Raw genomic sequence first — 26599 nt, forward strand, 5'->3', positions numbered from 1 at the left:
TCAGCCTTCCTGAAGAGTGGTCAGTCCGTGATCGATGAAGACGGGGACGAGTTCGCCGATGCGGTCGAAGCCCTGCCCGAGCGTCTGGCCCTGCGTGTACCGGAAGTGGATGCCCTCCAGGATCACGGCGAGCTTGAACCAGGCGAACGCCGTGTACCAGGCGATGTGCGAGACGTCCCGGCCCGAGCGGGCGGCGTAGCGCTCGACCAGCTCCCGCGGCTCCGGGTGGCCGGGAGCCTCGGCGGTCGTCGACACCGGGGAGTCGGGCGTGCCCAGCGGCTTGCTGTACATCACCAGCAGACCCAGGTCGGTCAGCGGGTCGCCGAGCGTGGACATCTCCCAGTCGAGGATCGCGTTGATCCGGTCGTCGTCGCCGATCAGGACGTTGTCCAGCCGGTAGTCGCCGTGGATCACGGTGGGCGCGGGGGAGCCGGGCAGCCGGCGGCCGAGGGTGGCGTGCAGTTCGTCGATGCCGGCCAGCTCACGGTTGCGGGAGGCGTCCAGCTGCTTGCCCCAGCGGCGCAGCTGCCGGTCAAGGAAGCCCTCCGGACGCCCGAAGTCGGCGAGGCCGACCTCATCGGGATCCACGGCGTGCAGCTCGACGAGGGTGTCGACCAGGGACAGCACGGCGTCCCGGGTGCGCTCGGGGCCGAGCGGGACGAGCTGGTCGGCGGTGCGGTACGGGGTGCCCTCGACGAACTCCATCACGTAGAACGGCGCTCCGAGGACCTCCGTGTCCTCGCACAGCAGCACCGGCCGCGGCACCGGCACCTCGGTCGGGAACAGCGCGCTGATCACCCGGTGCTCGCGCTTCATGTCGTGCGCGGTGGCCAGCACGTGGCCCAGCGGCGGCCGCCGGACGACCCACCGCGAGACGGAGTCGGAGACCGCGTAGGTGAGATTCGACCGTCCGCCCTCGATCAGCCGTCCGGTCAGTGGACCGGTCGTCAGGCCGGGGCGCTCGCGGTCGAGCAGTCCGCGCAGCCGGTCGAGATCCAGTCCGGGCGGGTGGTCGGGGCTCATGCATCGCTCCTACGAACGAGTGAACAGGACCCATTCATGATGCCGACCAGTCGGTATGTCGTCCAGCCGGTGAGCCAAACGTGACCGGGACCACCCCCTGAACCGGCCGTGACGCGACGGCTCCCCGCGCCGGGAGCGCGGGGAGCCGTCGTCGTTCGCGGAGGGGGACCGGTCAGTGGTCGTCCCAGTGGCCGTCGTGCTCGGCGTGCCGGTGGCCGTCGTGCAGGTAGTCGATGTGGTCGCCGTGCAGGACGCCGGGGTGGCCGCAGCCGTCGCCGTGCCGGTGGTCGTGGGTGTCATGGGCGACGTGACCCTCGGGCTCGCACTCGTCCCAGTGGCCGCCGTGCTCGCGGTGCAGATGCCCGTTGTGCGCGTAGTCGACGTGGTCGCCGTGCGGTACCTGGTCGTGTCCGCAGTCCGGTCCGTGGCTGTGACCGTGCGCGGTGTGTTCCTGGTGAAGGGTGGTCATGGTGTTCGCCTTCAGCGGTACGGGGATCGGGAGGTGGCATGCTGCCGACGGACAGGCTGCCACGCGAACGGCACATATCGGGGCATCCCGGTTGCGTGGCGTCGGAGTACCCCGGAGGGTCGGTTCCATGAAGGGCATCAGCTACAGCCGGTACGGCGGTCCCGATGTGCTGGAGTACGGCGAGGTCAAGGACCCGAAGGTGGGCCCCGACTCGGTCCTGGTGAAGGTCAGGGCCGCGGCCGTCAACCCGGTCGACTGGAAGTGCCGTGAGGGCGCCCTGCACGGCGTCATGGACGCCGTCTTCCCGGTCGTCCCCGGGTGGGACGTCTCCGGCGTGGTCGTCCAGCCGGGCCCGGCCGTCACCGAGTTCGCGGTGGGCGACGAGGTGATCGGCTACGTCCGCGAGGACTTCCTCTCCCGCGGCACCTTCGCCGAGTACGTCGCCGCCCCGCTGCGCACCCTCGCCCGCAAGCCGCGCAACCTCTCCTTCGAGGAGGCCGCCGGGCTGCCGCTGGCCGGGCTGACCGCCTACCAGGTGCTGGTCCACGCCCTGGAGGTCAAGCGCGGCGAGACGGTCCTGGTGCACGCCGCGGCCGGCGGGGTCGGCTCCCTCGCCGTCCAGATCGCCGCCCACCTCGGTGCCCGGGTCGTCGGCACCGCGAGCGAACGCAACCACGGCTTCGTACGGGACATCGGCGGCGAGCCGGTCAGCCACGGTCCGGGCCTGGCCGAACGGGTCCGGGGCCTGGTCCCCGAAGGCGTGGACGCGGTCTTCGACACCGTCGGCGGCGAGGCGCTGACCGTCTCGGCCAACCTGCTCGCCCCCGAGGGCCGGATGGCCTCGATCGCCGACCCGGACGTCGTCGACTTCGGCGGCCGCTACTGCTGGGCCCGCCCCGACGCCGCCGACCTGGGCAAGCTCGTCGCGCTCGCCGAACAGGGCGCGGTGGCCGTCCACGTCGCCGAGACGTTCCCGCTCACGCGCACGGCCGACGCCCAGCGGCGCAGCCAGGAGGGACACACCCGCGGCAAGCTGATCGTCACCGTGGAGTGGCCGGAGGAGGGCTAGGCGTCGGGGCTCGCAGGGGGCTAGACGACCAGGGCCGCGGCGCACACCGCCACGGCGACCGTGCACAGGACGGCCGCGGCCGCCTGCCGCGGGGTCAGCGCCGCAGGGCGGTCGGCGGCCGCGAGGGCGCGTATGCGGTGGTGGGCGACCAGCAGGAAACCGAGCCACAGGCCGCAGCAGGCCGCGCAGGTCAGCACGCCGCCGGCGGAGGTGCTGCCGTGCAGGGCGGTCCTGGCGGCGAGGAGGGCGGCGACGGTCGCGGAGAGGGTCGTACGGCGCCAGGCGAGCCTGGTCCGCTCCGGCTGGAGCCCCGGATCGCGGTCCTGCGCGGTCATCCCTCCCACCCGACGAGCACCACGACGACCATCGCGACGGCGACCACCGCGATCAGCACGCCGAGCAGGGCGGGGAACCGGGAGACCGGCAGGTCCTCGCCGCGCCGCATGGCCCGCTCGCAGCGCGTCCAGTGGTTCACGGCCCGCAGCGAGCACAGCACGCCGGCGGCGAGCAGCGCGAGCGCCAGGCCGACCCGCCAGGCCCAGCGCAGGTCGGGCAGGAACTGGTCCACCGCGAAGCCGCCGCCGATGAGCGCGAGGGCGGTGCGCAGCCAGGCCAGGAAGGTCCGCTCGTTGGCGAGGGAGAAGCGGTAGTCGGGGGTCGTGCCCTCTTCGCGCACCACCTCGGGGGCGAACCACAAACGGACGTTCCGCGCGAATTCGATCACGTACAGGGAGCCTACCGGGGGCCGGCGGCGGCCGTTCGGGCGCGGGCGGACGCCCGCCGTCCACGCCGTTCCCCGCGCCCTCGGCGGGGCGCGTCCGCCTCCGCCGGTGCGCGTCCGCGCCTCAGCCCCGCCACTCCCGCAGCCGTTCCCACGCCGCCAGGCCGTCCGGAACCCACTCCCACGCGCCGAGACGGGCCGCCAGTTCCTCCTCGGTGAGGAAGTCGTGCCAGGCCACCTCCTCGGCCTGCGGCCGTACCGGCAGCTCGCAGCGGACCTCGTACACCGCCGACCACCAGCTCAGGCCGCGGTCGTCGTCGTACCGGAACTTGAAGAGGTACCGCGGCCGCGGCAGCCCGGACACGCCCAGTTCCTCCTCGGCCTCGCGCAGCGCCGCGTCGTCGTAGGACTCGCCCGCGCCGACCACACCGCCGACGAACATGTCGTACAGGGAGGGGAAGACCAGCTTGGTCGCGGTGCGGCGGTGGACGAAGATCCGGTCCGCGCCGTCCCGGGCCAGGATGAAGGAGCAGCGGTGGCGCAGGCCGCGCGCGTACGCCTCGCCGCGGGGGGCCTGTCCGATCACCTGGTCGTGCTCGTCTACGATGTCGAGGATTTCGTCAGCTGGCTGCATACCGCCATCCAAGCAGGCCGGGCGGGACGTCAGCGCGGCTGGAGGTCGAGCGAGGGCTCCTTCCGCGCGGGACCGCGGGGCATCGCCGGATGCAGCCCGAGCAGCACGATGCCCGCCACGATCGCGGCCAGCCCGGCCGCCTCCCAGGCCAGCGCCCCGGTGTCGGTGCGCAGCCGGTCGCCGAGGAAGCCGACGCCGCACAGGATCCCGGCGAGCGGCTGGGCGGCGGTGAGCGCGGGCAGCGACATGCGCAGTTCGGCCGTCTCGAACGCGCTCTGCACGAGGATCAGCCCGCTGACGCCGAGCACCAGGACGCCGTACGGCTGCCAGCCGGTCAGCACCTCCATGATGCCGCCCTCGGCGAAGCGGGTGCCGGTGACCCGGGTCAGCGCGTCCTGCACGCCGTACAGCAGGCCGGCGGCGAGGGCCAGCAGGGTCGGTCCCGCGCTGAGCCGGGACCGCTTGGCGCAGGTGGTGAGCACCAGGGCGATGCCGACCACCAGGCCGATGATCAGCCAGTGCCGCAGCGGGTTGGCGACGGCGTCGCCGCCGCGTGGCTGGCCCGCCAGGATGAACGTGGTCACCCCGCCCGCGAGCAGCGCGAGCCCGGCCCAGCCCTGGTGGCTGAGGCGGTGCTTGGTCTGGTGGCGGGAGAGCGCGAGGGCGAAGAGCAGGTTCGTCGCCAGCAAGGGTTCGACCAGGGAGATCTCGCCCTTGCCGAGGGCTATCGCGCCCAGGACCATGCCCGCGACCATCAGGCCGATCCCGCCGAGCCAGCGCGGCACCCGCATCAGGTCGAGCAGCAGCCGCGGCGACAGGAAGTCGCTGAGCGGGGCCTTCTGGGCGACGTTCTGCTGGAGCACGAACCCGAAGCCAAGGCAGCAGGCCGCGCTCACGGCGAGGGTCAGAACCAGTACGGACACGCTGCGTACCTCGATCATGCGGCCGGGCCACGGAGTGCGTAGAGGCCGACTGTAGCGCTCGCGGATGGGTGATGCCCCGGGAGTACCCGGAACCGGGCGATTGACTCGGTCACGAGGCCCGAGCCGCACACGACGGATGGAGCGGGGCGGCGGCCGGACCGCTACCGCCATGGTCCGATGCCCGGGCCGACCGCGCCATGGCGTACGCCACAGCCGGAACCCGGAGCCCCACGGTCACGGTACGCCCGACGGGCCCGGCGCGCGCCAAGTTCCGCTGCTCCCCGGGTAGTTGAACGGGGTACGAGTCCTGTTCGGCTTGACGCAAAGTCTTGGCGGGGGGTTTGCTGTGCGTGATCGGCCGATGGCAGCCCGACAACCAGGAAGTTCCGCGGTGCCCTCAACCCCGCCCCTCTTAGGCCCAGGCCGGGCCGTCGCCGCAGCTCCCCGGGCGACAGCGCACCCCGGGTGCGAGCACTGTCCCGACGAAGCCCTCGACGACGCCGAACTCATCTCCGCGCGAGCCGCGTTGGCCCAGGGCCGCTGGCAGGCCGCCCGCTCCCTGTTGCTCCACACGGGTGAGGACTGGGACCGCCGTGGCCATCGGGTCACCGTCCTCGCCGCCGAACCCTACGCCGCCGCCTGGGCCCGGGAGTGGCTGCTCGCCGAACCCGGCTCCGCCGGCGCCGCCGCCCTCCACGCCCTGACCCTGGTCCGGCGGGCGCTGCGCGGCAAGGAACCCCCCGACCGGGCCCGCGAGGCCTGCGCAGGCGCCGCCGCGCTGGCCCCCGCCGACCCCACCCCCTGGCTCGGCCTGCTGCTGCTCACCCGCCGCCTCGGCACCGACGACGAGACCCGCCGCGCCTTCCACGAGGTCCGCGACCGCCATCCCGAGCACCACCACGCCCACCACCTGATGGCCGCCCGGATCGCGGAGACCGAGGCCGAGGGGACGTACGCCCTGTGCGCCTTCGCCGAACGCGCGGCCGCCGCCGCCCCCGCCGACTCCCCGCTCGCCGTCCTCCCGGTCGTCGCCCACGCCGAACGGCACCGGGTGCTCGCCGCCGCCGGCCGCGCGCCCGCCGACCCGGCCGCGGCCCGCCACTGGGACGGGCCGGCCGCCCGCACCGCCCTGAGCGCGGCTTTCGACTGGTGGCTGGAGTGGGGCACCGAGGAGCACCCGCGCCGCCACGTCGACCTCAACCACCTCGCCCACGCCACCTCCGGCGCGGGCCGGTACGCCGAGGCCGCGGCCCTCTTCCAGCGCATCGGCCGGCACGCCACCCGGACGCCCTGGTCCTACCCGGACCGCGACCCGTGCGAGGCGTTCCGGACGGCCCGGGAGCGGGCGCTCGGCGGCTGACGGCACGCGTTCGATGAGAAGAGGTTGTGGATTTCTTACGGCGGCCGGATTTCCTGGCCGGACGCGCCCCGAGGGTGTTCGAATGAGTGCGTGAACTCTGAACGACCCGAGGAGGGCCGGCCGGTCGGCCGCCGGGTGTTCCTCGGCACCATCGGCCTGGGTGCCCTCGGTGTCGTGACCGCCCCGGTGCTGCAACGCGTCACCGAGTCGGTCCTCGGCACCTTCTCCGGCAAGGACCCCACGGGCCTGACCGGCCTGCTCCCGAACGGCGGCGGGTTCCGCTACTACTCGGTGACCGGTTCGGTGCCGGACAGGACCGCGGCGGACTACCAGCTGAAGATCGACGGCCTGGTCGACACGCCGCGCACCTTCAGCCTGGCCGACCTGCGTGCCCTGCCGCAGACCCGGCTGGTCAAGGACGTCCAGTGCGTGACCGGCTGGCGGGTGCCGCACACCCCGTTCGAAGGCGTGCGCCTCTCGCACCTGCTGGACCTGGCGGGAGTCCGCGACAGCGCCAGGGCGATCCGGTTCACCTGCTTCGACGGCGCCTACTCCGAGAGCCTCACCCTCGACCAGGCGCGGCGGCCCGACATCCTGGTCGCGCTGCGCATGCAGGACAAGGACATCGGCCACGACCACGGCGGCCCGGTCCGCCTCTACGTCGCGCCCATGTACTTCTACAAATCGGCCAAGTGGCTCTCCGGCATCACGGTCACCGACAAGGTGCAGCCGGGCTACTGGGAACACCTCGGCTACGACGTCGACGCCTGGGTCGGCCGTTCGAACGGACGCGACGATGAGCCTACGAGCTGAGGCACCGGCCGCCACGGACCGGCTGCACCGCTTCACCCCCGCCGAGCGCTGGATCCACCGCACGACGGCCCTGCTGATGGGCGTCTGCGTCCTGACGGCCGGCTGCCTGTACATTCCGCAGCTGGCGGTCCTGGTCGGCCGCCGCGAACTGGTGGTCCGCATCCACGAGTGCGCCGGTGTGGCCCTGCCCGTCCCGGTCCTGCTCGGCCTCGCCTCCCGCGCCTTCCGCCGGGACCTCGGCTTCCTGAACCGCTTCGGCGCCCACGACAGGCTCTGGCTGCGGGCCGCCCTGAACCGCGACAAGCGCCCCTCCTCTCGCCCGGCGGGCAAGTTCAACGCCGGCCAGAAGATCTACGCGAACTGGATCGCCGGGGCGACCCTGGTGATGCTCGCCACCGGCCTGCTGATGTGGTTCACCCATCTCGCCCCGCTGATGTGGCGCACCTCGGCCACCTTCGTGCACGACTGGCTGGCCCTGACGATCGGCGTGGTCCTGGCCGGCCACATCGGCATGGCCATGGGCGACCCGGAGGCGCGCCGGGGGCTGCGCACCGGGAGGGTGAGCAAGGAGTGGGCCAAGCGGGAGCATCCGCTGTGGCGGCCCTGACGCCCGCCGGTACGCCCGTCAGGCCGGCGGCCGAGCAGCGAGCGCGGCCGTGACGCCAGGATCTCCTCGGCCCCGGCGCTGATCGAGCGGACCACGTCGGCCGCCGGGCGCAGGCCTCATTGCCCTGAGCCGCCAGGACGTCGGTGCCCGCGGCCGCCGCCGCGGCGAGCGTGCCGCCGCCGTGTGGGGCCGTGGGAGCGCACCTGACCGGATGGGCGAGCCGGACATGTCGGTGAACCGCGTCCGCAGCATGGGAGAACAGCGGCGGACCGCCGCGGAAGCGACGGTCCGCCGTGTCCCGGCTCTTTTGCCCGGCGCTAGATGATCAGCGAGAGGAGCAGCACCAGGGCGCCCGCGACCACCGAGATGATCGTCTCCATGATCGACCAGGTCTTGACGGTCTGTCCGACGCTCAGCCCGAAGTACTCCTTCACCAGCCAGAAGCCGGCGTCGTTGACATGGCTGAAGAAGAGCGAACCGGCGCCGATGGCCAGGACCAGCAGGGCCGTGTGGGCCGTCGACATGTCCGCCGCCAGCGGGGCCACCAGGCCCGCCGCCGAGACGGTCGCCACCGTCGCCGAGCCGGTCGCCAGCCGGATCGCCACCGCGATCAGCCAGGCCAGCAGCAGCGCCGGGATCGACCAGTCCTTGGAGATCTCCAGGATCATCTGGCCGACACCGCAGTCGATGAGCGTCTGCTTGAACCCGCCGCCCGCGCCGACGATGAGCAGGATGCCCGCGATCGGCATCAGGCCCTTCTCGACGGTCCGCTGGAGCCGGTCCCTGGAGAACCCCGCCGGGCGGCCCAGGGTGAAGAAGCCGACGATCACGGCCGCGAGCAGGGCGACGAGCGGCGAGCCGATGACGTCGAAGACCCGCTGGACGGTGTGCGCCGGGTCGTCGACGACGATGTCCACCAGCGCCTTGGCCAGCATCAGCACGACCGGGAGCAGGATGGTGGCGAGGGTGGCGCCGAAGCCGGGGCGGTTCTCCAGCTCCTCGGAGGGGCGCTGCGGGAGCATCCGGTCCGGGGCGGGGACGTCCACCCAGCGGGCGGCGACCTTGGAGAACAGCGGACCGGCGACGATCACCGTCGGGACGGCGACCAGGACGCCGAGGGCCAGGGTCACGCCCAGGTTGGCGCCGACCGCGTCGATCGCGACCAGCGGGCCGGGGTGCGGCGGCACCAGGCCGTGCATCACGGAGAGACCGGCCAGCGCCGGGATGCCGATGCGCATCAGGGAGTAGTTGCCGCGCTTGGCGACCATCAGCACCACCGGGATCAGCAGCACGATGCCGACCTCGAAGAAGAGCGGCAGACCGATCACGGAGGCGATCAGCACCATCGCCCACGGCATCGACCGTCCGCCCGCCTTGGCGAGGATCGTGTCGACGATCTGGTCGGCGCCTCCGGAGTCGGCCAGCAGCTTGCCCAGGATCGCCCCGAGCGCGATCAGGACACCCACGCCGGCGACCGTGGAGCCGAGGCCGGCGGTGAAGCTGGTGATGACCTTGTCCAGCGGCGCTCCGGCGAACGCGCCGAGCGCGAGCGAGCCGATGGTGAGCGCCAGGAAGGCGTGGAGCTTGAACTTGGTGATGAGCAGGACGATGACGGCGATGCCCGCCAGGACGGCGATGCCGAGCTGGGCATGTCCGGCCGAGGTGATGGGCGCGACGGTGTCCGCTGCCAGCATCTCGACGCTGAGTCTGGTCACGGGGGTTCCTTGCGGGTACGGGGGACAGGGGGACGAACGAGGGGGGACCGCGAGGTGGGACTACTGAGGGGTGAGGTCGGACAGCGCGTCCAGGGCCCGCACGGCCCGTGCGGTGATCTCCTCGGGGCTGCCGGTGACGTCCACGGCGACGCCCGCCTCGTCCGCCTCCAGCGGCTGGAGGGTGGCGAACTGGGAGTCGAGCAGCGCGGTCGGCATGAAGTGGCCCTGCCGGTGCGCCATCCGGTCCTCGATGAGCTCGCGGTCACCCGTGAGGTGCACGAAGACGACACCGGGAGCGGCGGCGCGCAGCCGGTCGCGGTAGGACCGCTTCAGCGCGGAGCTGCTGACCACCCCGCCCAGGCCCTCCCGCCCGTGCGCCCAGGAGCCGATGGCGTCCAGCCACGGCCACCGGTCGGCGTCCTCCAGCGGGTGCCCGGCCGACATCTTGGCGATGTTGGCCGGCGGGTGGAAGTCGTCGCCCTCGGCGTAGGGGACGCCGAGCCGGGCGGCGAGCAGAGGACCGATGGTGGTCTTGCCGGTGCCGGCGACGCCCATCACGACGACGACGTGGGGGGTCCGCATCACTGCCTCGCTGTCTTCCTCGGGATTCCTCGACGAGAGACACCGGCGTACGACATCCGGCGTCGGCCTCACTGAAACCCATTAGGTACGACGAATTCAAGAGTCTGTGACAAATAAGTCTGACTTTTTGGCTCTGTGATGCGCTCGGTACGCTGAGTGCATGAGCACCATGGGCCGCGGGCTGCACGGCCGCGTACTTGACTCCCTCGGCCCCGCGATCACCGCGGGCGAGTACCCGCCGGGCAGCGTCCTGCGCACCGACGAGCTGGCCCAGCACTTCGAGGTGTCGCGCTCCGTGATGCGCGAGGCGGTCCGGGTCCTGGAGTCCATGCACCTGGTCGAGTCCCGCCGCCGGGTCGGCGTGACGGTCCGCCCGAAGGCCGAGTGGAACGTCTACGACCCGCAGGTCATCCGCTGGCGCTTGGCCGGCGCCGACCGCCCCCACCAGCTGCGCTCCCTGACCGTGCTGCGGTCGGCGGTCGAGCCGGTGGCCGCACGGCTCGCCGCGAAGCACGCCACCGCCCAGCAGTGCGCCGAACTCACCGAGTGCGCGCTCGGCATGGTGGCCAACTCACGCGGCCGCCGGCTGGAGCAGTACCTGATCCACGACATGGCCTTCCACCGGGTGATCCTCACCGCGTCCAACAACGAGATGTTCGCCCGGCTCGGCGACGTCGTGGCCGAGGTCCTGGCGGGCCGCACCCACCACGAGGTGATGTTCGAGGACCCCGACCCGGCCGCCGTCACCCTCCACGTCCGGCTCGCCGAGGCGGTCCGCGAGGGCGACGCGTCCCGCGCGGAACAGCTGACCCGCGAGATCACGGTCGGCGCCCTCCAGGAACTGGACATCCTGGCGCCCTAGGCGGCCGGGAAGTCCCCGTCCACGTAGACCCAGGCGCCGTCGACCCGCTCGAACCGGCTCCGTTCGTGCAGCGACCCGCCCCGGTAGGAGGCCCGGAACTCCACCGTGCCGGTGGTGTGGAAGGCCGTACCGTCGGCCGTGGCCAGGATCTCCAGGCCGGTCCACCGCGTGCCCGGATCCAGATCGAGCCGCTCCGGGCGAGTCCGGGGATGCCAGGTGCGCAGCAGATACGGCTCGTCGCGCTCGACGAAGGCGCTGTAGCGCGAACGCATCAGCCGCTCCGCCGTGGGCGCGGCCGCCTCGCCCCGGTGGAACCGGCCGCAGCACCCTACGTACGGCTCCGGCAGACCGCACGGGCACGGGCGGCCCGGATCCGCGGCGGTGCCGTGCTGACGGCGGGACGGCGGGGTGCGTCGGGACATGGACCCATTCTGCGGCACCCGCCGGGCCCCCCGGTCCGCTACGCGGACTCGGCGTTGGGCGGCGGCTGCGCCGGGCGGGCCGGCCCGGTCTGGACGGGCAGCGCGGGCAGCGCCGTGCCGTGCACCCAGGCGTCCAGGAGTCCGTCCAGCGGCTCGTCCGCGAACCGGTTGACGTGCGCCGTGAACAGGGCGGTCGTCACGGTCCCGCCGCGGTGCAGCCCCGCCCACGCCCGCAGCATGTGGAAGAACCGCTCGTCGCCGAGCGCGCAGCGCAGCGCGTGGACCGTGACCCCGCCGCGCTCGTAGAGCCGGTCGTCGAACATCGCCTTGCGGCCCGGGTCGGCGATCCGGATGTCCTGCGGCAGCCGGGACAGCGACCGGTGCGCACCGGCCGCCAGTTGCTGGGCACTGCGACCGCCGGACCGCTCCGACCACAGCCATTCCGCGTACTTGGCGAGCCCCTCGTTCAGCCAGATGTGCCGCCAGTCCGCGATGGACACGCTGTTGCCGAACCACTGGTGCGCCAGCTCGTGCGCCACCAGCCGCTCCGAACCCCGCGCCCCGTCCACATGGTTGACGCCGAACAGCGACAACCCCTGCGCCTCGACGGGGACGTCGAACTCCTCGTCCGTGACGACGACCGCGTACTCCTCGAACGGGTAGGGGCCGAAGAGCCGTTGGAACAGGTCCATCATCGCGGGCTGCCGGGCGAAGTCCCGCGAGAACTCGGGCAGCAGCTGCGCGGGTATGTGCCCGTGCATCGGGATCCCGCCGAACCCGGGGTCGCCCAGCAGCACCGTCTCGAACTTGCCGATCGCGAGGCCCACCAGATAGCTCGACGTCGGCGCCGCCTGCTCGTACACCCAGGTCGTCGTGGACGCCTTGGTGGTGCGGGTCAGCAGCCGCCCGCCGGCCACCACCGCGTACGCGGACGGGCAGGTGACCGAGATCAGGTAGGACGCCTTGTCGGCCGGCCGGTCGTTGCACGGGAACCAGGAGGGCGCGCCCACCGGCTGGCTCGCCACCAGCGCGCCGTCCGTCAGCTCCTCCCAGCCGAGTCCGCCCCATGGGCTGCTCACCGGGCTGGGGTTCCCCGACCAGTGGATCTCCACGGTGAACGCGGCCCCGGCCCGCAGCGGCTTGGCGGGCTTCACCCGCAGCCGGCCGCCCCGGTGCGTCCAGTGCGGCTGGCGGCCGTCCACCCGGATCCGGCCGATCTTGAAGTCGGCCAGGTTCAGCTGGAACTCGGGGAGCGCCGCCCGGCCCGCGATGGCGTTGATCCGGACCGAGCCGGACAGTCGGTTGGGGCCGGGCCGGTAGTCCAGCGTGAGCTCATAGCGATGCACCCGGTACCGGGCGTCGCCGTTGTCCGGGAAGTACGGGTCCGGACCCGCTGACTGCTGCACTGCCACTTCCGCGTCCGCTCCCTGCGCTGTGCTCGAACCGTCCCTCGGTGCGCCGGCACCCGCGGCCACCGCACGGCCCGCGCTCAGGGACGCCATGCCTCGATCGGGTTGCCGAGCCAGCGGGTGTCGTCGGGAACCGACTCCGCCGCCATGACGAGAGACGCGGGACCCAGGGTGGTACGGGCCCCGATCGTGCTGCCGGGCAGCACGATCCCGCCAGGACCCAGTGTGGCGCCCTCACGGAGAACCACAGTATCCGTCCGCAAGATCCGGTCGTGGAAGAGGTGAGTCTGCAGGACACACCCGCGGTTCACGGTGGCCGCGTCCTCCAGGGTCACCAGGTCCGTCTCCGGAAGCCAGTAACTCTCCACCCAGACGCCCCCGCCGATCCGCGCGCCGAGGCCGCGCAGCCAGGCCGTCATCAGCGGAGTACCCGTGACCGGGCCGGCCAGCCACGGCACCGCCAGCACCTCGACGAAGGTGTCCGCCAGCTCGTTGCGCCACACGAACGAACTCCACAGCGGGTGCTCCCCGCTGCGGTGCCGCCCGACCAGCAGCCACTTGGCCAGCACCGACACCAGGCCCGCCGCCGCACCGGCGGCGAGCAGCACCAGCCCCGACAGCAGCGGCGCCCAGCCGCCCAGCGCACACAGCGCGGCGACCGTCAGCACGGCCAGCGCCACCGAGCACAGCACCGGGACGATCCGGCACGCCTCCACCAGACCGCGCGCCCACAGCAGCCGCGCCGGCGGCTCGTAGGTCCGGCTCTGGTCGCCGTCCGACGTGCTGCGCGGCAGCTTCACCGGCGGCAGCCCCAGGTAGGACGTGCCCTTCTTCGCCTTCTTCGGCGTCGCCGACAGCACGCCCACCAGACCGCCGTCCGGCACGCTGCGGCCCGGCGCGGTCATCCCGGAGTTCCCGAGGAACGCCCGCCGCCCGATCTCCGCGCGCCCGATCCGCACGTAGCCGCCACCCAGCTCGTACGGCGCGGTCAGCGTGTCGTCGGCCAGGAACGCGCCCTCGCCGACCGTCGTCAGGCTCGGCAGCGCGAGCACGGTCGAGACCTCGGCGCCCTTGCCGATCCGCATCCCGAGCAGCCGCAGCCACACGGGCGTGACCAGGCCGGCGTAGAGCGGGAACAGCGTCTCCCGGGAGCGGTCCATCAGCTGCGAGACCGTCCAGGCCTGCCAGCCGATCCGGCTGTGCGTCGGATGCGCGCCGACCCTCAGCCCCAGGCTGAGCAGCCGTACGGAGACCAGGACCAGCAGCGCGTACGCCAGCCCGAAGGCCAGCGTGGCCGGGACCAGGGCGGCCGCCGAGCCCCGCAGCGCCTCGGCCAGGCCGTCGCCCGGCGCCACCAGACGCCCGGCGACCAGCAGCGCGACGGCGCCCGAGAGCACCGGCAGCGCGCTGAGTCCGACGCCCGTCAGGCCGTACATCACCCGCCAGTAGGTGCCGCGCTGCGGCCGCTGCCCGGGCCAGTTCCGCTTGGCCTTGCCCAGCTTGACCGCCGGGGCGCCGGCCCAGCGCTGGCCGGTCGGGATCTGGCCGGTGACCGCCGAGCCCGGCGCCACCTCGGCGCGCTTGCCGACCCGGGCGCCCGGAAAGAGGATGCTGCGTGTGCCGACGACCGCGTGGGCGCCGATCCGGACCGGGCCGATCACCAGCCGGTCACCGTCCAGCCAGTGACCCGACAGGTCCACCTCGGACTCCACGGCCGCGCCGCGCCCGACCTTCAGCAGGCCGGTGACCGGCGGCAGCGAGTGCAGGTCCACCTCGGCACCGATCCTGGCGCCCAGCGCCCGCGCGTACCGCTCCAGCCAGGACCCGGTCAGCGCGGTCGCACCGGTGAACTCGGCCAGCCGCTCGGCCGTCCACAGCCGCAGGTGCACGGAGCCGCCGCGCGGGTGGCGGCCGGCCTTCACACCCCGCAGCAGCAGCCGCGCGCCACCGGCGGCGATCGCGATCCGGCCGGGCGGGGTGTACAGGACCAGGGCGCCGACGGCGACCAGCCACCAGGGCGCGGTGGGCAGCCAGCCGTAACCGCCCAGTACGTTGCCGAGCGCGGCCAGGACGACCGTCCAGCGCAGCCCGAGCAGGGTGAACAGCGGGAGCAGCACCATGAGCTGCACCAGCTGGGCGGCGCGCGGCACGGGCGCGATCGGCCGCCGCGCGGTGTCCTCCTGCGCGGACTCCTCCAGGTGCCGGGCGAGCTTGCGCAGCACCGGCCGCTGGTAGATGTCGAGCACGGCCGCGCTCGGGTAGCGGGTGCGCAGCCGGGTGGTGAGCTGGGCGGCGGACAGGCTGCCGCCGCCGATCGCGAAGAAGTCGTCGCAGGCGCCGCTCACCGGGATGCCGAGGACCTCGGTCCACTGCTCGGCGAGCCAGGCCTCGGTGCCGTACAGCTGCTCGGTTCTGCCGCCCGTCTCCAGGCCCTCCAGGGGCCAGGGCAGGGCGTTGCGGTCCACCTTGCCCGAGGTGCGGGTGGGCAGCTCCGCGACGGGCGCGAGCAGCGGCACGAGGGCGGCGGGCAGCTCGGCGCGGAGCTTCTCGACGGCGGCCGCCTGGTCCCAGCCCTCCTGGGTGACGACATAGCCGACCAGCAGCTGGTTGCCGCTGCGCGCGGTCCGTACGGCCGCCGCGGCGCCCGCGACGCCCGGCAGCGCCTGGAGGGCCGCGTCGACCTCGCCCAGCTCGATACGACGGCCGCCGAGCTTGATCTGTTCGTCCGCGCGGCCGAGGAACACCAGGCCCTCGCGGTCGGCGCGCACCAGGTCACCGCTGCGGTACGCCCGCTCCCAGCCCAGCGACTCCAGGGGCGCGTACTTCTCCGCGTCCTTCTCGGCGTCGAGGTAGCGGGCCAGGCCGACGCCGCCGATCACCAGCTGGCCGCTCTCGCCCAGGGACACGGGCCGGCCCGCGTCGTCCACGACGGCGAGTTCCCAGCCGTTCAGCGGCAGCCCGACGCGGATCGGCTCCTCGCCGGTCATCAGGGCCGCGCAGGCCACGACGGTGGCCTCGGTCGGTCCGTAGGTGTTCCAGACCTCGCGGCCCTCGGTGACCAGGCGCTGGGCCAGCTCGGGAGGGCAGGCCTCCCCGCCGAAGATCAGCAGGCGGACGTCGTTGAGCGTCTCCGGTTCCCAGAGCGCGGCCAGGGTCGGCACGGTGGAGACGACGGTGATCTCCTGCTCCACCAGCCATGGGCCGAGGTCGGCGCCGCTGCGGACCTGGGAGCGGGGCACGGGCACCAGGCAGGCGCCGTAGCGCCAGGCCAGCCACATCTCCTCGCAGGAGGCGTCGAAGGCCACCGAGAGGCCCGCCATGACCCGGTCACCTGGGCCGATCGGGTCCTCGGTCAGGAACAGGGCGGACTCGGCGTCCACGAAGGCGGCGGCGCTGCGGTGGGTGACGGCGACGCCCTTGGGCCTGCCGGTGGAGCCGGAGGTGAAGATGATCCAGGCGTCGTGCTCGACGCCGGGCCGCCGGGCGGCGGTGCGCGCCTCGGGGTCGCGGACGTCGATCGACAGCCCCGCGCCGAGGACGGCCGCGACCCGCGCCTCCCCGAACACCAGCGCGGCCCGCTCGTCCGGGTCCTCGGCGTCCACCGGGACGTAGGCGGCCCCGGCGGCGAGGACGCCGAGCACGGCGACGTACAGGTCGTTGGTCCCCGACGGCACCCGCACGCCCACCCGGTCGCCGAGCCCCACTCCGGCCTCGGCGAGGCGTCGGCGCAGCCGCTCGACCTCGACCGCGAGGGCGCGGTAGGTGAGCTGGGCGGTGCCGTCGTCCAGCGCGGGCTCGTCGGGATGGGTCCGCACCGTCGCCTCGAACACGTCCACGAGCGTGCGCGGCGAGGCCGCCGCTCCCGCCGAGAATCGTGCGGTGTCCCCGAACTCCTCGCGGATCTCTTCGTCGAGCAGGCCGAGAGCGCTGCTCTCGTCAGTCGCTGCCATCCGGTCCTCGCGTCTCGTTCCCGGAACCTCCGGGGCGCCGGCGGGTCCCCAGGTCTGCCTGGGATTGTCCGGCTCCGGCTAGGTGACAAGCCGGAAATATTAGTACGACGCTAGGACCGCGATCGGGCGGCGGCCACCGGGAGGCGGCCGTTCGGGGCGGACCCGTGGATTCTACGGCAGCTCTGACCAGGCCTTCTCCGAACGCGACGAGAGATGGGACACACAGCGTGAGGCCGGTCAACGCAGCGTGAGAACGGCCGACGCGGGGCCTGACGCGCCGACTTCACGGGCCCGGTGGCGCGCCCTTCACGCTCCCGACCGCGCGCGACGACGGCCGGTGCCGTGGCAGGGAGGGGAGTACGCCACGGAACCGGCCGTCGTGGCCGGGGAGGTGCGGCTCAGGCGGCCGTGACCTCGGCCCAGATGGACTTGCCCCAGGGCAGGTTGCCCACGCCCCAGCGGCCCGAGCAGAGCGCGTCCAGGATCAGCAGGCCGCGCCCGCGGTCGCGTTCGACCGAGATGGGCCGCAGCCTGAGGCGGTGGTTGAGCGGATCGTGCACCTCGACCCTGGTCCGGGCGCCGTCCGTGTCGATCAGGAGACGGACCGGGTCGTCCGGATCGGTCTCGTACCGCAGGGAGTTGGTGACCAGCTCGCACGTGACCAGTGCGACGGCCTCGATGTGGTCACGGGAGGCGTCCGGGGTGTGGTGGTTGATGAAGTCGCTCACGAACTTCCGTGCCGCCCTGGCCGACTGGGGCTCGCTCGCCAATAACAGGACGGGCGACGGGACGACTTGCAGTGCACGGGTTTCGGTCGCGGTGCTCCGCTGGCGTTCGATCATGTAGATCCCCTCACGGGCATGTCCCAACGCAGGCACGGTGGTTCGCCATGCGAGTGCGGTCACTTTCGTATTTCCCGGATTCATGGTGCCGTCACGGCACAGTCGATAGCAATACGTCCCACGGGATGTGAAAAATTGCGCACCTTCGCGAGAGACTTGCGGCACAACTCGCCAGCCGGTGGCGAGGGTCTGGGCGGCACGGCAGACTGTCGGGCAGTTCACCGGAGAGAAGGGGGAACCCGTGAGCACGCCCACGGTGCGCCGGCGACGACTCGGTGCCAAGCTGCGCGAACTGCGCGGCGAACTCACCCTCGACGAGGTCGCGGAGCGCTCCGGGGGCGCGTTCGTCTCCTCGAAGCTGTCCCGGATGGAGACCGGCAAGACCGCCCCCAAGGCGACGGACATCCAGGCGCTGCTCGACCTGTACTCCGCGCTCGGCCGCGACGTGAGCGACGAGCTGGGCGCGGCCCTGATCACACTCACCAAGGAGGGCGGCCGCCGCGACTGGTGGCACTCGTACCGGGGTGTCCTCACACCGGTGTACGAGGACCTCATCAGCCTGGAGGCCGAGGCGGAGACGGTGTCCACCTGGCAGCTGGGGATGGTTCCCGGCCTGCTCCAGACCGCCGAGTACGCCCGCGAGATCATCCGGGCGACCGCCATGTCCGAGGCGGTCGAGGCACGGGTCGACGCGCTGGTCGAGGTCCGCCTGGCACGCCAGGCCGTCCTCACCCGCGACAGCGACCCGCTGGCGCTCTGGGCGATCATCTCCGAACAGGCGCTGCGCTGCACCACCGAGGATCCCGCCCTGATGTACGAGCAGTTGGGGCGCCTGCTTACGATGGGGCGGCGCCCGAACATCAACATCCAGGTGTTGCGCTCGGACGCCCCCCTGCACGCCGGACTGACCGGCACCTTCAGCATCCTGGGCTTCGGTCCGCACGCGGACCTGGACGTCGTCCACCAGGAAGGGCTGACCTCCGCCCTGTACATCGAGGAACGTGATCGGGTCTCCACGCACCGGGCCGCGTGGCAACGCCTCACGTCTGCCGCCGAGTCCGTCGAGGCGTCGGTGGAACTGATCACCCAGATAAGGAAGAACGAATAGCTAATGAAGCACGTTGACGACGCGTCGACTCTGCCGGTGACCTGGTGGAAGTCCTCGGCGTCCGCATCACAGTCCGACTGCGTGGAATGCGGGATCGTCGACGGGGCGACGGTGGCCGTCCGCGACAGCAAGCGGCCCCACGGGCCCGCGCTGCTGCTGGGCCGGGCGGCACTCTCCGCGTTCACCTCGGCTGTGCCCCGCATCGATCCCGGCAACGGCCGAATAGACCGCCTCGGCTGACCCGCACCTCTCCAGGAAAACCAAGAAACCCCTGCTCAGCAGGGGTTTCTTCGTGGTGTCCGAGGGGGGACTTGAACCCCCACGCCCGATAAAGGGCACTAGCACCTCAAGCTAGCGCGTCTGCCATTCCGCCACCCGGACAAGGTGTCTGTCGCGCGGGGTCTCCCTCGCGGCGACGAAGGAAACATTACCAGGCTTTCGGCGGTGGCCGATCACACCCCGTACCGGGCGCGGACCGGCGTGAACGGCGTGTGACGGACCGGGACCGGTCTTGGGCCCTGGACGGGAGGAGAGAGAGGATGGGGGCGAGGATGACAGGGACGGGCCGGCAGTGACAGCGGAAGGAAGCAGCGTGAGCGAGACGGACACGGCCAGGAGCGTCACCGGCGAGGACGAGGTCGTGGACCTCTGCCGCGAGCTGATCCGCTTCGACACCAGCAACTACGGCGACCACTCGGGACCCGGGGAGCGCAAGGCCGCCGAGTGGGTGGCCGAGAAGCTCGCCGAGGTCGGGCTCCAACCGGAGATCTTCGAGTCGCACCCGGGCCGCGCCTCGACGGTGGCCCGCATCGAGGGCGCGGACCCGACCCGGCCCGCGCTGCTGATCCACGGCCACCTCGACGTCGTACCGGCCAACGCCGACGACTGGACCCACCACCCGTTCTCCGGCGAGGTCGCGGACGGATGCGTGTGGGGCCGCGGCGCGGTCGACATGAAGGACATGGACGCGATGACCCTGGCGGTCGTGCGCGACCGCCTGCGCAGCGGCCGCAAGCCGCCCCGTGACATCGTGCTCGCCTTCCTCGCCGACGAGGAGGCGGGCGGCACCTGGGGTGCCCGGCACCTCGTCGACCACCACCCGGACCTCTTCGAGGGCGTCACCGAGGCGATCAGCGAGGTGGGCGGCTTCTCCTTCACGGTGAGCGAGCAGCGCCGGCTCTACCTGATCCAGACGGCCGAGAAGGGCATGCACTGGATGAAGCTGAAGGTGTCCGGCACCGCCGGGCACGGCTCCATGATCCACCGGGACAACGCGATCACCGAGCTGTCCGAGGCCGTGGCCCGGCTCGGCCGGCACCGGTTCCCGGTCCGGGTCACCAAGACCACCCGGGCCTTCCTCGACGAGCTGGGCGACGCGCTCGGCACCGAACTGGACCCGGAGGACATGGAGTCGACGCTGGCCCGGCTCGGCGGCATCGCCAAACTCATCGGCGCGACCCTGAGCAACACCGCCAACCCCACCCAGCTCAACGCCGGTTACAAGGTCAACGTCATCCCGGGTGAGGCCACCGCCCACGTGGACGGCCGTTTCCTGCCCGGCCACGAGGACGAGTTCCTGGCCGACCTCGACCGGATCCTGGGCCCGCACGTGGTCCGCGAGGACGTGCACTCCGACAAGGCGGTGGAGACCTCCTTCGACGGGGCGCTGGTGGAGGCGATGCAGTCCTCGCTGCTCGCCGAGGACCCGACCGCCAAGGCGATCCCCTACATGCTCTCCGGTGGGACCGACGCGAAGTCCTTCGACGACCTCGGCATCCGCGGCTTCGGTTTCGCGCCGCTCAGGCTGCCGCCGGAGCTGGACTTCGCCGGCATGTTCCACGGCGTGGACGAGCGGGTCCCGGTGGACGGCCTGCAGTTCGGCGTACGGGTGCTCGACCGGTTCATCGACGCCTCCTGAAGCGTACGCGCGGTGAAGCAGTGGCTCTGGCTAATCGGGCGGCTGTACGAGATCGACTGAGAAGAGTGAATGCGACGATAAGCTCGTATCCCCATTACTCCCTCCTCGTTACAAGTGATGCGATCCGCTACTTGGGATCGCATTGCCAACAAGGAGGAATAATGCTCAAGAAGGTCGTCGCCGCTGCGGCTGCCACTGGTGGTCTGGTTCTCGCGGGTGCGGGCCTGGCCGTCGCCGACTCGGGTGCTCAGGGCGCTGCCGTGGGTTCCCCGGGTGTCATCTCCGGCAACGTGATCCAGGTTCCGGTGCACGTCCCGGTGAACGTCTGCGGCAACACGATCTCGGTGATCGGGCTGCTGAACCCCGCCTTCGGCAACACCTGCCTCAACAAGTGACGTCCGCTCCCTGAGGGGCGTCTTTCGGTCGGCCCCGGAGCGCGCCACGCGCTCCGGGGCCCACCGCTTTTCCCGCGGACTTTCCGCGCGGAATACAACGGTCGGAAACCAAGGCAGGGGGGAATTCAGAAATGCGACAGAGTACTCGCAAGGGCCTTATGACAGTGGCCGCGGCGACCGGCGTGATCGCCGCGGCGAGCGGCTACGCGCACGCCGACTCGGGGGCCGTCGGCTCCGCCACCGACTCACCCGGCGTGCTGTCCGGGAACACGGTCCAGGCGCCCGTGCACATTCCGGTCAACGTGTGCGGCAACACCGTGAACGTCGTCGGCGCCCTCAACCCGGCGATGGGCAACAAGTGCGCCAACCAGGGCGGCGGGGGCGGGGCGACGGGCGGCTACGGTGACTCGGGCGGCCACGGCGGCCACGGCGGCGCGCACGCCGGCGGTCACACCGGCGGCTCGCCCGGCGTCGGGTCCGGCAACACGGTGCAGGTGCCGATCGACGTCCCGGTCAACGTGTGCGGCAACAGCGTCAACGTGATCGGCATCGGCAACGCCGCCCTCGGCAACGACTGCGCCAACGACGGAGGCTACGGCGACCACGGAGGCGGCCACGGCGGCGGTGGCCACGGGGGCGGCGGTGGCCACGGGGGTCACGGGGGCCACGGTGGGCATGGCGGCCACGGCGGTGGTGGCGGGCACGGTGGCCATGGCGGTCACGGAGGGCACGGTGGTCACGGAGGGCATGGTGGCCAGGGTGGTTCGGGCGGCCACGGTGGTCACGGAGGGCACGGTGGCCATGGCGGGCATGGCGGCCACGGCGGTCACGGTGGCAACCCCGGCCACCCGGGCACTCCGGGTCACCCTGGTAACCCGGGCACTCCGGGTCACCCTGGTACCCCTGGCACGCCTGGTAACCCCGGTACCCCTGGCACGCCTGGTAACCCTGGCACGCCCGGCAACCCCGGCACTCCCGGTCACCCCGGCACGCCCGGTCACCCCGGAGGCGGGACCGTTCCGGCCGGTGGGCACGGGTCCTCCGGGGTCAGCCCGGTGGGCGGCAGCTCGGTGACCCAGCCCGGCCCCGGCGCCGCACAGCTCGCCCACACCGGCGGTGACGTGCCGCTGGGCCTCGCGCTCCCGGCGGGCGCCGGCGCGCTGCTCGCGGGAGCCGTGCTGTACCGCAAGGCGCGGGCCTCGGCCTAGACGTACGGACGGTGACGCACCGGTCACCGGCGCGTACAACGGAGCGGGCCCCGTCGATGCGGGGCCCCTTCCGTCATGCGGAGAGTCTCACCATGTGGCACGCACCTGGCGGATGATCCGCCGGCGCAACCGCACCCTGCGGCTGCCGTCGCGCATGAGACTCAGTCGGTCCAACTCCCAGTGTCCGTACTCGGCATGGTCCGTCAGCAGGCGTGTCGCGTCCTTGCGGGAGACCCCGCGAGGTACGTACACGTCGACAAATTCGTATTCCGGCATCGCATCTATTGTGCGGGCTGGTGCCCGGTACGGATAGCGTCTGCACTATGTCTGATGCTGCGCAGCCCACCGCTGCCGAGGTACGCGCCGCCGCCGAGGCGGTCAAGACCGCGCTCGACCGCCATCTGGCCGCGGTCGAACGCAGGTCGGGGGAGGACGACCCGGCTGTCTACGAGGCGTTCAACCAGCTTGCCGCGGCCGCCGAGGTCTACGACGAGCTTCTCTACGACCGTTACGACGAGGTCACACCCTTCGAGATCCCCGGTACCGAGGACTCGCTGCCCCCGTACGCGGGGCCCGAGGAACCGAACGCGATCAGCGTGCTGATCCGCCGCGACTACGCCGTGGCGGAACCACAGCGGCTGCTGGCACAGGCCGAGCGGGTCGAGGCGGCGGAGTACGGCGACGGCCCGGGCGCGGACCCGGACGTGGCGGGCACGGTCCACGGGGCCCTGGGGGTCCTGTTCGGCGAGTTCGAGCCGGACGAGATCGCCTCGCGGCACAAGGAGTTCGGCCTGGAGGAGGCCGACTCCACCCTGTGGGTGACCGCGGCGGACGAGCCGGCCGAGCCCGGCGAGTGGCTGGAGGCCCCGTTCGAGGGCGTCGATCCGCAGCGGGTGGTGTGCCGGTTCGACGTCAGCGCGGTGTTCGACGACGAGGACGGCGACGACGGCGAGGACCCCGCGCGCGGCGAGGACTCCGACGAGCTGGACGAACTCGACCTCGACGAGGACGAGGACCTGGAGCCGCTGGACGCCGAGCGCTGACCGCGCGGCCTCTCCGCGCGGCCGGCGGGGCCTCACGAGCCGCAGGGCGGTGAGACCCCGCCGGCCGGCGGGAGGAGCGGGCACCGCGCGTGCGGCGGTGCCCCCGTGGTGTCCGGGCCGGGTCAGGCCTCCGACGCCGCCGCCAGCTGGGTGCCGAGCAGGAGCGGCAGACGGGTCGTCCGAGGCTTCGGCAGGGTCTCGGCCACCGCCCTCGGCAGGGCCTGCTCCACGCCGTGGACCACCGAAAGATGCCGCCCCGCCCGGCTGAACGCCGTGTACACCCAGGGACGGCTGAGCGCCTGGGCCGCGTCGCCGGGGAGCACCACGACCGCGGCCGGCCAGCGGGCCCCGACCGCCTGGTGGGCGGTCAGCGCCCAGCCGTGCCGTACGGCCTGCTCCACCCGCTCCCTCGGGACGACCACGGGCCCGTCCGCGCAGGACAGGCGCAGTCCGTCGGCGTCCGCGTCCACCACCTGGCCGGGGACCGTCCGGCCCGGCGCGGGGGAGTAGGCGACCCGGTCACCGGGGTCGAAGCCGCCGAAGCGGCCGGGGCCCGGATTGAGCCGTTCCTTCAGGGCGGCGTTGAGGGCGCGGGTGCCCGCCGCGCCGCCGTGGCCCGGCGTGATCACCACCGTCTGCTCGGCGGGGACGCCGATGGCGCGCGGCACCGAGTCGGCGACCAGCTGCACCGTCCGGTGCACCGCCTCGCCCGCGTCCCGCACCGGCACGATCACGATCTCCTTGCCGGGCGCCTCCACCTGGCCCAGCTCACCCGCCCCGATCCCCGAGACCAGTTCGCCGAGCGGGCCGGGGTCGGGCGTGCGCGAGGCGATCTGCGGGCACACCCGGGCCGCCAGCAGGTCGGCGAAGACCCGCCCGGGCCCCGCCGACCACAGCACCGCCGGATCCCCGCTGAGCACCAGCCGGGCCCCGTCCGGCAGCGCCTCCACGATCATCGCGGCGCTCTCCACGTCCAGCTGGGGCGCGTCCAGCACGATCAGCAGGTCGAGGTCCAGCGCGCCCTCGGCGTCCCGGCCGGGTCCCTCGGCACCGGAGAGCAGACCGGCGACCGTGCCGACGCCGGCACCGCGGTCCGCGTCACCGGCGGTCTCCCCGGCCTCCGGCCGGTGGTGTCCCTCCGGGGCGTGGACGGCGGCGAAGGCCCGCAGACCGGCACTCCGGGCGGCGGCCAGCAGCGCCGCCGGTTCGGCGCGGGCCGCCTCACCGCCGGTGTGCAGCACCAGGCCGTGTCCGGCGACCGCGGCCGCCAGCTCGGCCGCACCGCCGGAGGCCGCCGCCACGGCCGCCTCCCAGGGCTGCGAGGCGTCCTTCGACAACGAGTTGACCAGCCGGGCCAGGCCGTCGGCGAGGCTCTCCTCGGCCAGCGCGTACCGCTCGAGACCGACCAGGACCCGGACGGGCCGCTCCTCCTCGTCGTCCTCGGGCTCGGGCGCGTGCGGGTCCAGGAGGTCCTGGAAGACCAGCGCGTCCCCTTCGGCCAGGGCGTCCTGGACGGCCGCCTCCGGGTCGGGCACCGCCCGCTGGGCCAGCGCGGCGACGAGCGCCGGCATCTCCAGCGCGGTGTGCCCGGCCAGGGCCGCCTGCTCCAGCAGCCAGCTGGTCACCGCCCGGCCGCGCCGCTCGTCGCCAGGGCCGCACTCCGCGCCCAGCAGGGCCCGCGCGAACCCGTCCGCATGGTCCGGCCGCACGCCGGGGACCCGGAGCAGCTGCCAGGGATCCTCGCGCAGCAGGTCGTCCGCGCCCTCCCCGAGGACGGCGGCGGCCTGCGGGGCCAGCGACTCGGGCGCGCCGCCCGCGGCCAGCACCGCCCGTACCGCCGCGACCGCCTCCACGGCGGGCGCCGCCTCGACGGGTGCCGGCCGTGGCCGTTGCACCACCGGATCCGGCGCGGACGCCGGGCTCGGGGCGGGCTCGGGGGCCGCGAACACGGTGGCCGTCGGCCGGTCGCCGCTCTCCACGGCCCGGATCGCCGCGAGCAGGTCGGCCGCCTGGCCGCTGAGCCCGGCCCCGCTCGCGATGGGACCCTTCTTCTCCGCCTTGCGGCGCTCGATCCGGTCCCGCTCGATCCGCTGGGCGGCCAGTTCGGCCTCGGCCTCCGACTGCTTCGCCGCCTCCGCCGTCCCGTCACCGCCCGGCGCGCCGTCCGACGCGGGCGGGCTGCCGGTCTCCTCGCCGTCGCCGTCGTCCGCGCCGCTCGTGGCTCTCTCACGGGGACCGGTGGCCTGCGCGTCGCCCGCCCCGGTCCTGCCGGCGGTGGGGCCGTCGGCCCCCGCCGGCCCCGCGGCCGTCGTGCTCTCGTCGCCCTCGACGGCCTCGTCGGCCCCCGGCGTGGCGCCCAGCCCCGGCTCCGTGCTCACAGCGTGCTCCAGTCGTGATCGGGATAGCGGTGCACGGGCGCCGACACGTCGTCGAGCGCCCGGCAGATCTCGTCAGGAAGACTAAGGGCCTCCACTGACAATGCCGCCGTGAGCTGCTGGGCGTTGCGCGCGCCGACGATCGGCGCGGCGACGCCCGGCCGGTCCCGTACCCAGGCGAGCGCCACCTGGAGCGGCGTCACGGCGAGTCCGTCCGCCGCCGTCCGCACCGCGTCCACGATCCGGGTGGCGGTCTCGTCGAGGTACGGCGCCACGAACGGCGCCAGATGCTCCGAGGCGCCCCGGGAGTCCGGGGGAGTGGAGTTGCGGTACTTCGCGGTCAGGACGCCCCGGCCCAGCGGGGAGGACGGGAGCAGGCCGATGCCCAGGTCGAGGGCGGCCGGCAGCACTTCGCGCTCCACGCCTCTCTGGAGCAGCGAGTACTCCAGCTGGGTGCTGGCCAGCCGGGTGCGACTGCCGGGCGCCGCGAGCTGCCAGGTCGCCGCCTTCGCGATCTGCCAGCCGCAGAAGTTGGACACCCCGGCGTACCGCGCGCGGCCGCTGCTCACGGCCAGGTCGAGGGCCTGGAGGGTCTCCTCCAGCGGGGTGTCGGGGTCGTAGGCGTGCACGTGCCAGACGTCGACGTGGTCGGTGCCGAGGCGGGCCAGGGAGGCGTCCAGCGCGGCGAGCAGATGGCCGCGGGATCCGTTGAAACGGCGGCCGGGGTCGGGGACGCTGCCCGCCTTCGTCGAGATGACCAGGTCCCGGCGGGGCACCAGTCCCTCCATCAGCTGTCCGAGCAGGTACTCGGCCTCCCCGTCGCCGTACACGTCCGCGGTGTCGACGAGGGTGCCGCCGGCTTCCCAGAACGCCTTCAGCATGTCCGCGGCGTCGTGCTCGTCGACGTCGCGGCCCCAGGTGAGGGTGCCGAGCCCGATCCGGGACACGCGCAGGCCGGTACGGCCGAGATGCCTCTGCTCCATGTCCGCGAGATTACTGGCCAGAGCTGGTGCGTTGGGTTGCCTGTGGACAACGGGTTCCCGCTGGAGCGCGGCGCGGCCGGCCGCCTCGGTCCACGGTCGGACCACGACCGGTGTCCCCGGCCGAAAGTCCCACGCTATGGTCTCCCGGACAGGGACGTTACTGATCGG

General features: G+C 73.1%; 26 protein-coding genes and 1 tRNA gene. 11 read left to right on the forward strand and 16 right to left on the reverse strand.

The window, feature by feature from the left end:
* Together ACIRQ9_RS27265 and ACIRQ9_RS27270 are read right to left on the reverse strand one after the other, a co-directional pair.
* Window positions 1–1023, reverse strand: coding sequence for a phosphotransferase family protein (locus ACIRQ9_RS27265; RefSeq protein WP_404178736.1), 1023 nt, complete (start codon window positions 1021–1023; stop codon window positions 1–3).
* Window positions 1024–1195: 172 nt separating this feature from the next.
* Window positions 1196–1492 (reverse strand): hypothetical protein, encoded by a 297-nt coding sequence (locus ACIRQ9_RS27270; protein ID WP_404178739.1) that lies wholly within the window; start codon window positions 1490–1492, stop codon window positions 1196–1198.
* A gap of 127 nt (window positions 1493–1619) precedes the next feature.
* On the opposite strand from ACIRQ9_RS27270, the gene ACIRQ9_RS27275 reads away from it, so the two are divergent.
* Window positions 1620–2561, forward strand: coding sequence for an NADP-dependent oxidoreductase (locus tag ACIRQ9_RS27275; RefSeq protein WP_404178742.1), 942 nt, complete (start codon window positions 1620–1622; stop codon window positions 2559–2561).
* Window positions 2562–2581: 20 nt separating this feature from the next.
* On the opposite strand, the gene ACIRQ9_RS27280 is transcribed toward ACIRQ9_RS27275, so the two are convergent.
* From ACIRQ9_RS27280 to ACIRQ9_RS27295, 4 genes are all read right to left on the reverse strand, one after another.
* The gene (locus ACIRQ9_RS27280; protein WP_404178745.1) at window positions 2582–2896 is read right to left on the reverse strand and encodes a DUF202 domain-containing protein; all 315 of its coding nucleotides are present in this window, start codon (window positions 2894–2896) and stop codon (window positions 2582–2584) included.
* Window positions 2893–3285: a YidH family protein gene (locus tag ACIRQ9_RS27285; RefSeq protein ID WP_404178748.1), complete on the reverse strand. Its 393-nt coding sequence runs from the start codon at window positions 3283–3285 to the stop codon at window positions 2893–2895. Before ACIRQ9_RS27285 ends, ACIRQ9_RS27280 begins: the two co-directional genes overlap by 4 nt.
* 121 nt (window positions 3286–3406) lie before the next feature.
* The gene (locus ACIRQ9_RS27290) at window positions 3407–3916 is read right to left on the reverse strand and encodes an NUDIX hydrolase (protein WP_404178751.1); all 510 of its coding nucleotides are present in this window, start codon (window positions 3914–3916) and stop codon (window positions 3407–3409) included.
* A gap of 29 nt (window positions 3917–3945) precedes the next feature.
* Window positions 3946–4839 (reverse strand): DMT family transporter, encoded by an 894-nt coding sequence (locus ACIRQ9_RS27295; protein ID WP_404178754.1) that lies wholly within the window; start codon window positions 4837–4839, stop codon window positions 3946–3948.
* A gap of 391 nt (window positions 4840–5230) precedes the next feature.
* On the opposite strand from ACIRQ9_RS27295, the gene ACIRQ9_RS27300 reads away from it, so the two are divergent.
* From ACIRQ9_RS27300 to ACIRQ9_RS27310, 3 genes are all read left to right on the forward strand, one after another.
* A complete protein-coding gene (locus ACIRQ9_RS27300) occupies window positions 5231–6199 on the forward strand; it encodes a hypothetical protein (protein WP_404178757.1) in 969 nt (322 codons plus the stop codon).
* 90 nt (window positions 6200–6289) lie between these two features.
* The gene (locus ACIRQ9_RS27305; protein WP_404178760.1) at window positions 6290–7012 is read left to right on the forward strand and encodes a molybdopterin-dependent oxidoreductase; all 723 of its coding nucleotides are present in this window, start codon (window positions 6290–6292) and stop codon (window positions 7010–7012) included.
* On the forward strand, window positions 6996–7619 hold the full coding sequence (locus ACIRQ9_RS27310; protein ID WP_404178763.1) for a cytochrome b/b6 domain-containing protein: 624 nt from the start codon (window positions 6996–6998) through the stop codon (window positions 7617–7619). The genes ACIRQ9_RS27305 and ACIRQ9_RS27310 overlap by 17 nt, the downstream gene beginning before the upstream one ends.
* Before the next feature lie 317 nt (window positions 7620–7936).
* On the opposite strand, the gene ACIRQ9_RS27315 is transcribed toward ACIRQ9_RS27310, so the two are convergent.
* The gene (locus tag ACIRQ9_RS27315; protein ID WP_404178766.1) at window positions 7937–9334 is read right to left on the reverse strand and encodes a gluconate:H+ symporter; all 1398 of its coding nucleotides are present in this window, start codon (window positions 9332–9334) and stop codon (window positions 7937–7939) included.
* A gap of 60 nt (window positions 9335–9394) precedes the next feature.
* Window positions 9395–9916 (reverse strand): gluconokinase, encoded by a 522-nt coding sequence (locus ACIRQ9_RS27320; RefSeq protein ID WP_404178769.1) that lies wholly within the window; start codon window positions 9914–9916, stop codon window positions 9395–9397.
* A gap of 160 nt (window positions 9917–10076) precedes the next feature.
* Here ACIRQ9_RS27320 and ACIRQ9_RS27325 point away from each other — a divergent pair, with 160 nt between their 5' ends.
* Complete coding sequence (locus ACIRQ9_RS27325; RefSeq protein ID WP_404178772.1) at window positions 10077–10778, forward strand: FadR/GntR family transcriptional regulator; 702 nt, start codon at window positions 10077–10079, stop codon at window positions 10776–10778.
* On the opposite strand, the gene ACIRQ9_RS27330 is transcribed toward ACIRQ9_RS27325, so the two are convergent.
* From ACIRQ9_RS27330 to ACIRQ9_RS27345, 4 genes are all read right to left on the reverse strand, one after another.
* Window positions 10775–11200 (reverse strand): YchJ family protein, encoded by a 426-nt coding sequence (locus ACIRQ9_RS27330; RefSeq protein WP_404178775.1) that lies wholly within the window; start codon window positions 11198–11200, stop codon window positions 10775–10777. The genes ACIRQ9_RS27325 and ACIRQ9_RS27330 overlap by 4 nt on opposite strands.
* A 38-nt stretch (window positions 11201–11238) precedes the next feature.
* Window positions 11239–12612, reverse strand: coding sequence for a M1 family metallopeptidase (locus ACIRQ9_RS27335; RefSeq protein WP_404178778.1), 1374 nt, complete (start codon window positions 12610–12612; stop codon window positions 11239–11241).
* Between the two features lie 77 nt (window positions 12613–12689).
* Window positions 12690–16559, reverse strand: coding sequence for a Pls/PosA family non-ribosomal peptide synthetase (locus ACIRQ9_RS27340; RefSeq protein WP_404178781.1), 3870 nt, complete (start codon window positions 16557–16559; stop codon window positions 12690–12692).
* Window positions 16560–16957: 398 nt separating this feature from the next.
* The gene (locus ACIRQ9_RS27345) at window positions 16958–17401 is read right to left on the reverse strand and encodes an ATP-binding protein (protein WP_365573494.1); all 444 of its coding nucleotides are present in this window, start codon (window positions 17399–17401) and stop codon (window positions 16958–16960) included.
* 241 nt (window positions 17402–17642) lie between these two features.
* Between ACIRQ9_RS27345 and ACIRQ9_RS27350 the strand changes: the two genes are divergently transcribed.
* Together ACIRQ9_RS27350 and ACIRQ9_RS27355 are read left to right on the forward strand one after the other, a co-directional pair.
* Entirely contained in the window at window positions 17643–18509 is an 867-nt protein-coding gene (locus ACIRQ9_RS27350; RefSeq protein ID WP_404178785.1) for a helix-turn-helix domain-containing protein, read from the forward strand.
* A gap of 3 nt (window positions 18510–18512) precedes the next feature.
* Window positions 18513–18749 (forward strand): DUF397 domain-containing protein, encoded by a 237-nt coding sequence (locus ACIRQ9_RS27355; protein ID WP_404178788.1) that lies wholly within the window; start codon window positions 18513–18515, stop codon window positions 18747–18749.
* A gap of 53 nt (window positions 18750–18802) precedes the next feature.
* Here the strand turns inward: ACIRQ9_RS27355 and ACIRQ9_RS27360 are convergent.
* Window positions 18803–18890, reverse strand: a tRNA-Leu gene (locus ACIRQ9_RS27360).
* A gap of 211 nt (window positions 18891–19101) precedes the next feature.
* On the opposite strand from ACIRQ9_RS27360, the gene ACIRQ9_RS27365 reads away from it, so the two are divergent.
* The 3 genes from ACIRQ9_RS27365 to ACIRQ9_RS27375 all read left to right on the forward strand — a co-directional run bounded on the left by ACIRQ9_RS27365 (window position 19102) and on the right by ACIRQ9_RS27375 (window position 22030).
* The gene (locus ACIRQ9_RS27365; RefSeq protein ID WP_404178791.1) at window positions 19102–20427 is read left to right on the forward strand and encodes a M20/M25/M40 family metallo-hydrolase; all 1326 of its coding nucleotides are present in this window, start codon (window positions 19102–19104) and stop codon (window positions 20425–20427) included.
* Window positions 20428–20588: 161 nt separating this feature from the next.
* Window positions 20589–20822, forward strand: coding sequence for a chaplin ChpH (gene chpH, locus ACIRQ9_RS27370; RefSeq protein WP_351320499.1), 234 nt, complete (start codon window positions 20589–20591; stop codon window positions 20820–20822).
* Between the two features lie 131 nt (window positions 20823–20953).
* Window positions 20954–22030 carry a chaplin family protein gene (locus ACIRQ9_RS27375; RefSeq protein WP_404178795.1) on the forward strand — a complete coding sequence of 359 codons (1077 nt, stop codon included), beginning with the start codon at window positions 20954–20956 and terminating at the stop codon, window positions 22028–22030.
* 87 nt (window positions 22031–22117) lie between these two features.
* Here ACIRQ9_RS27375 and ACIRQ9_RS27380 read toward each other — a convergent pair whose 3' ends face one another.
* Window positions 22118–22306: a DUF5703 family protein gene (locus ACIRQ9_RS27380; protein WP_007380901.1), complete on the reverse strand. Its 189-nt coding sequence runs from the start codon at window positions 22304–22306 to the stop codon at window positions 22118–22120.
* 47 nt (window positions 22307–22353) lie between these two features.
* Between ACIRQ9_RS27380 and ACIRQ9_RS27385 the strand changes: the two genes are divergently transcribed.
* A complete protein-coding gene (locus tag ACIRQ9_RS27385) occupies window positions 22354–23073 on the forward strand; it encodes a hypothetical protein (RefSeq protein WP_404178798.1) in 720 nt (239 codons plus the stop codon).
* A 122-nt stretch (window positions 23074–23195) separates the two neighbouring features.
* On the opposite strand, the gene ACIRQ9_RS27390 is transcribed toward ACIRQ9_RS27385, so the two are convergent.
* Window positions 23196–25451 carry a helix-hairpin-helix domain-containing protein gene (locus ACIRQ9_RS27390; protein WP_404178801.1) on the reverse strand — a complete coding sequence of 752 codons (2256 nt, stop codon included), beginning with the start codon at window positions 25449–25451 and terminating at the stop codon, window positions 23196–23198.
* Window positions 25448–26431 carry an aldo/keto reductase gene (locus tag ACIRQ9_RS27395; RefSeq protein ID WP_404178804.1) on the reverse strand — a complete coding sequence of 328 codons (984 nt, stop codon included), beginning with the start codon at window positions 26429–26431 and terminating at the stop codon, window positions 25448–25450. The genes ACIRQ9_RS27390 and ACIRQ9_RS27395 overlap by 4 nt, the downstream gene beginning before the upstream one ends.
* Between the last annotated feature and the right edge of the window lie 168 nt (window positions 26432–26599).

The organism is Streptomyces sp. NPDC101237 (genome assembly GCF_044767465.1).
Lineage (GTDB): Bacteria > Actinomycetota > Actinomycetes > Streptomycetales > Streptomycetaceae > Streptomyces > Streptomyces gramineus.

Excerpts from the sequence above, each read along its gene's own strand:
- ACIRQ9_RS27265 (WP_404178736.1), bottom strand. The coding sequence starts at position 1,023 with ATGAGCCCCGACCACCCGCCCGGACTGGATCTCGACCGGCTGCGCGGA.
- ACIRQ9_RS27270 (WP_404178739.1), bottom strand. The coding sequence starts at position 1,492 with ATGACCACCCTTCACCAGGAACACACCGCGCACGGTCACAGCCACGGA.
- ACIRQ9_RS27275 (WP_404178742.1), top strand. The coding sequence starts at position 1,620 with ATGAAGGGCATCAGCTACAGCCGGTACGGCGGTCCCGATGTGCTGGAG.
- ACIRQ9_RS27280 (WP_404178745.1), bottom strand. The coding sequence starts at position 2,896 with ATGACCGCGCAGGACCGCGATCCGGGGCTCCAGCCGGAGCGGACCAGG.
- ACIRQ9_RS27290 (WP_404178751.1), bottom strand. The coding sequence starts at position 3,916 with ATGCAGCCAGCTGACGAAATCCTCGACATCGTAGACGAGCACGACCAG.
- ACIRQ9_RS27310 (WP_404178763.1), top strand. The coding sequence starts at position 6,996 with ATGAGCCTACGAGCTGAGGCACCGGCCGCCACGGACCGGCTGCACCGC.
- ACIRQ9_RS27320 (WP_404178769.1), bottom strand. The coding sequence starts at position 9,916 with ATGCGGACCCCCCACGTCGTCGTCGTGATGGGCGTCGCCGGCACCGGC.
- ACIRQ9_RS27325 (WP_404178772.1), top strand. The coding sequence starts at position 10,077 with ATGAGCACCATGGGCCGCGGGCTGCACGGCCGCGTACTTGACTCCCTC.
- ACIRQ9_RS27330 (WP_404178775.1), bottom strand. The coding sequence starts at position 11,200 with ATGTCCCGACGCACCCCGCCGTCCCGCCGTCAGCACGGCACCGCCGCG.
- ACIRQ9_RS27340 (WP_404178781.1), bottom strand. The coding sequence starts at position 16,559 with ATGGCAGCGACTGACGAGAGCAGCGCTCTCGGCCTGCTCGACGAAGAG.
- ACIRQ9_RS27345 (WP_365573494.1), bottom strand. The coding sequence starts at position 17,401 with ATGATCGAACGCCAGCGGAGCACCGCGACCGAAACCCGTGCACTGCAA.
- ACIRQ9_RS27355 (WP_404178788.1), top strand. The coding sequence starts at position 18,513 with ATGAAGCACGTTGACGACGCGTCGACTCTGCCGGTGACCTGGTGGAAG.
- chpH (WP_351320499.1), top strand. The coding sequence starts at position 20,589 with ATGCTCAAGAAGGTCGTCGCCGCTGCGGCTGCCACTGGTGGTCTGGTT.
- ACIRQ9_RS27375 (WP_404178795.1), top strand. The coding sequence starts at position 20,954 with ATGCGACAGAGTACTCGCAAGGGCCTTATGACAGTGGCCGCGGCGACC.
- ACIRQ9_RS27380 (WP_007380901.1), bottom strand. The coding sequence starts at position 22,306 with ATGCCGGAATACGAATTTGTCGACGTGTACGTACCTCGCGGGGTCTCC.
- ACIRQ9_RS27385 (WP_404178798.1), top strand. The coding sequence starts at position 22,354 with ATGTCTGATGCTGCGCAGCCCACCGCTGCCGAGGTACGCGCCGCCGCC.
- ACIRQ9_RS27395 (WP_404178804.1), bottom strand. The coding sequence starts at position 26,431 with ATGGAGCAGAGGCATCTCGGCCGTACCGGCCTGCGCGTGTCCCGGATC.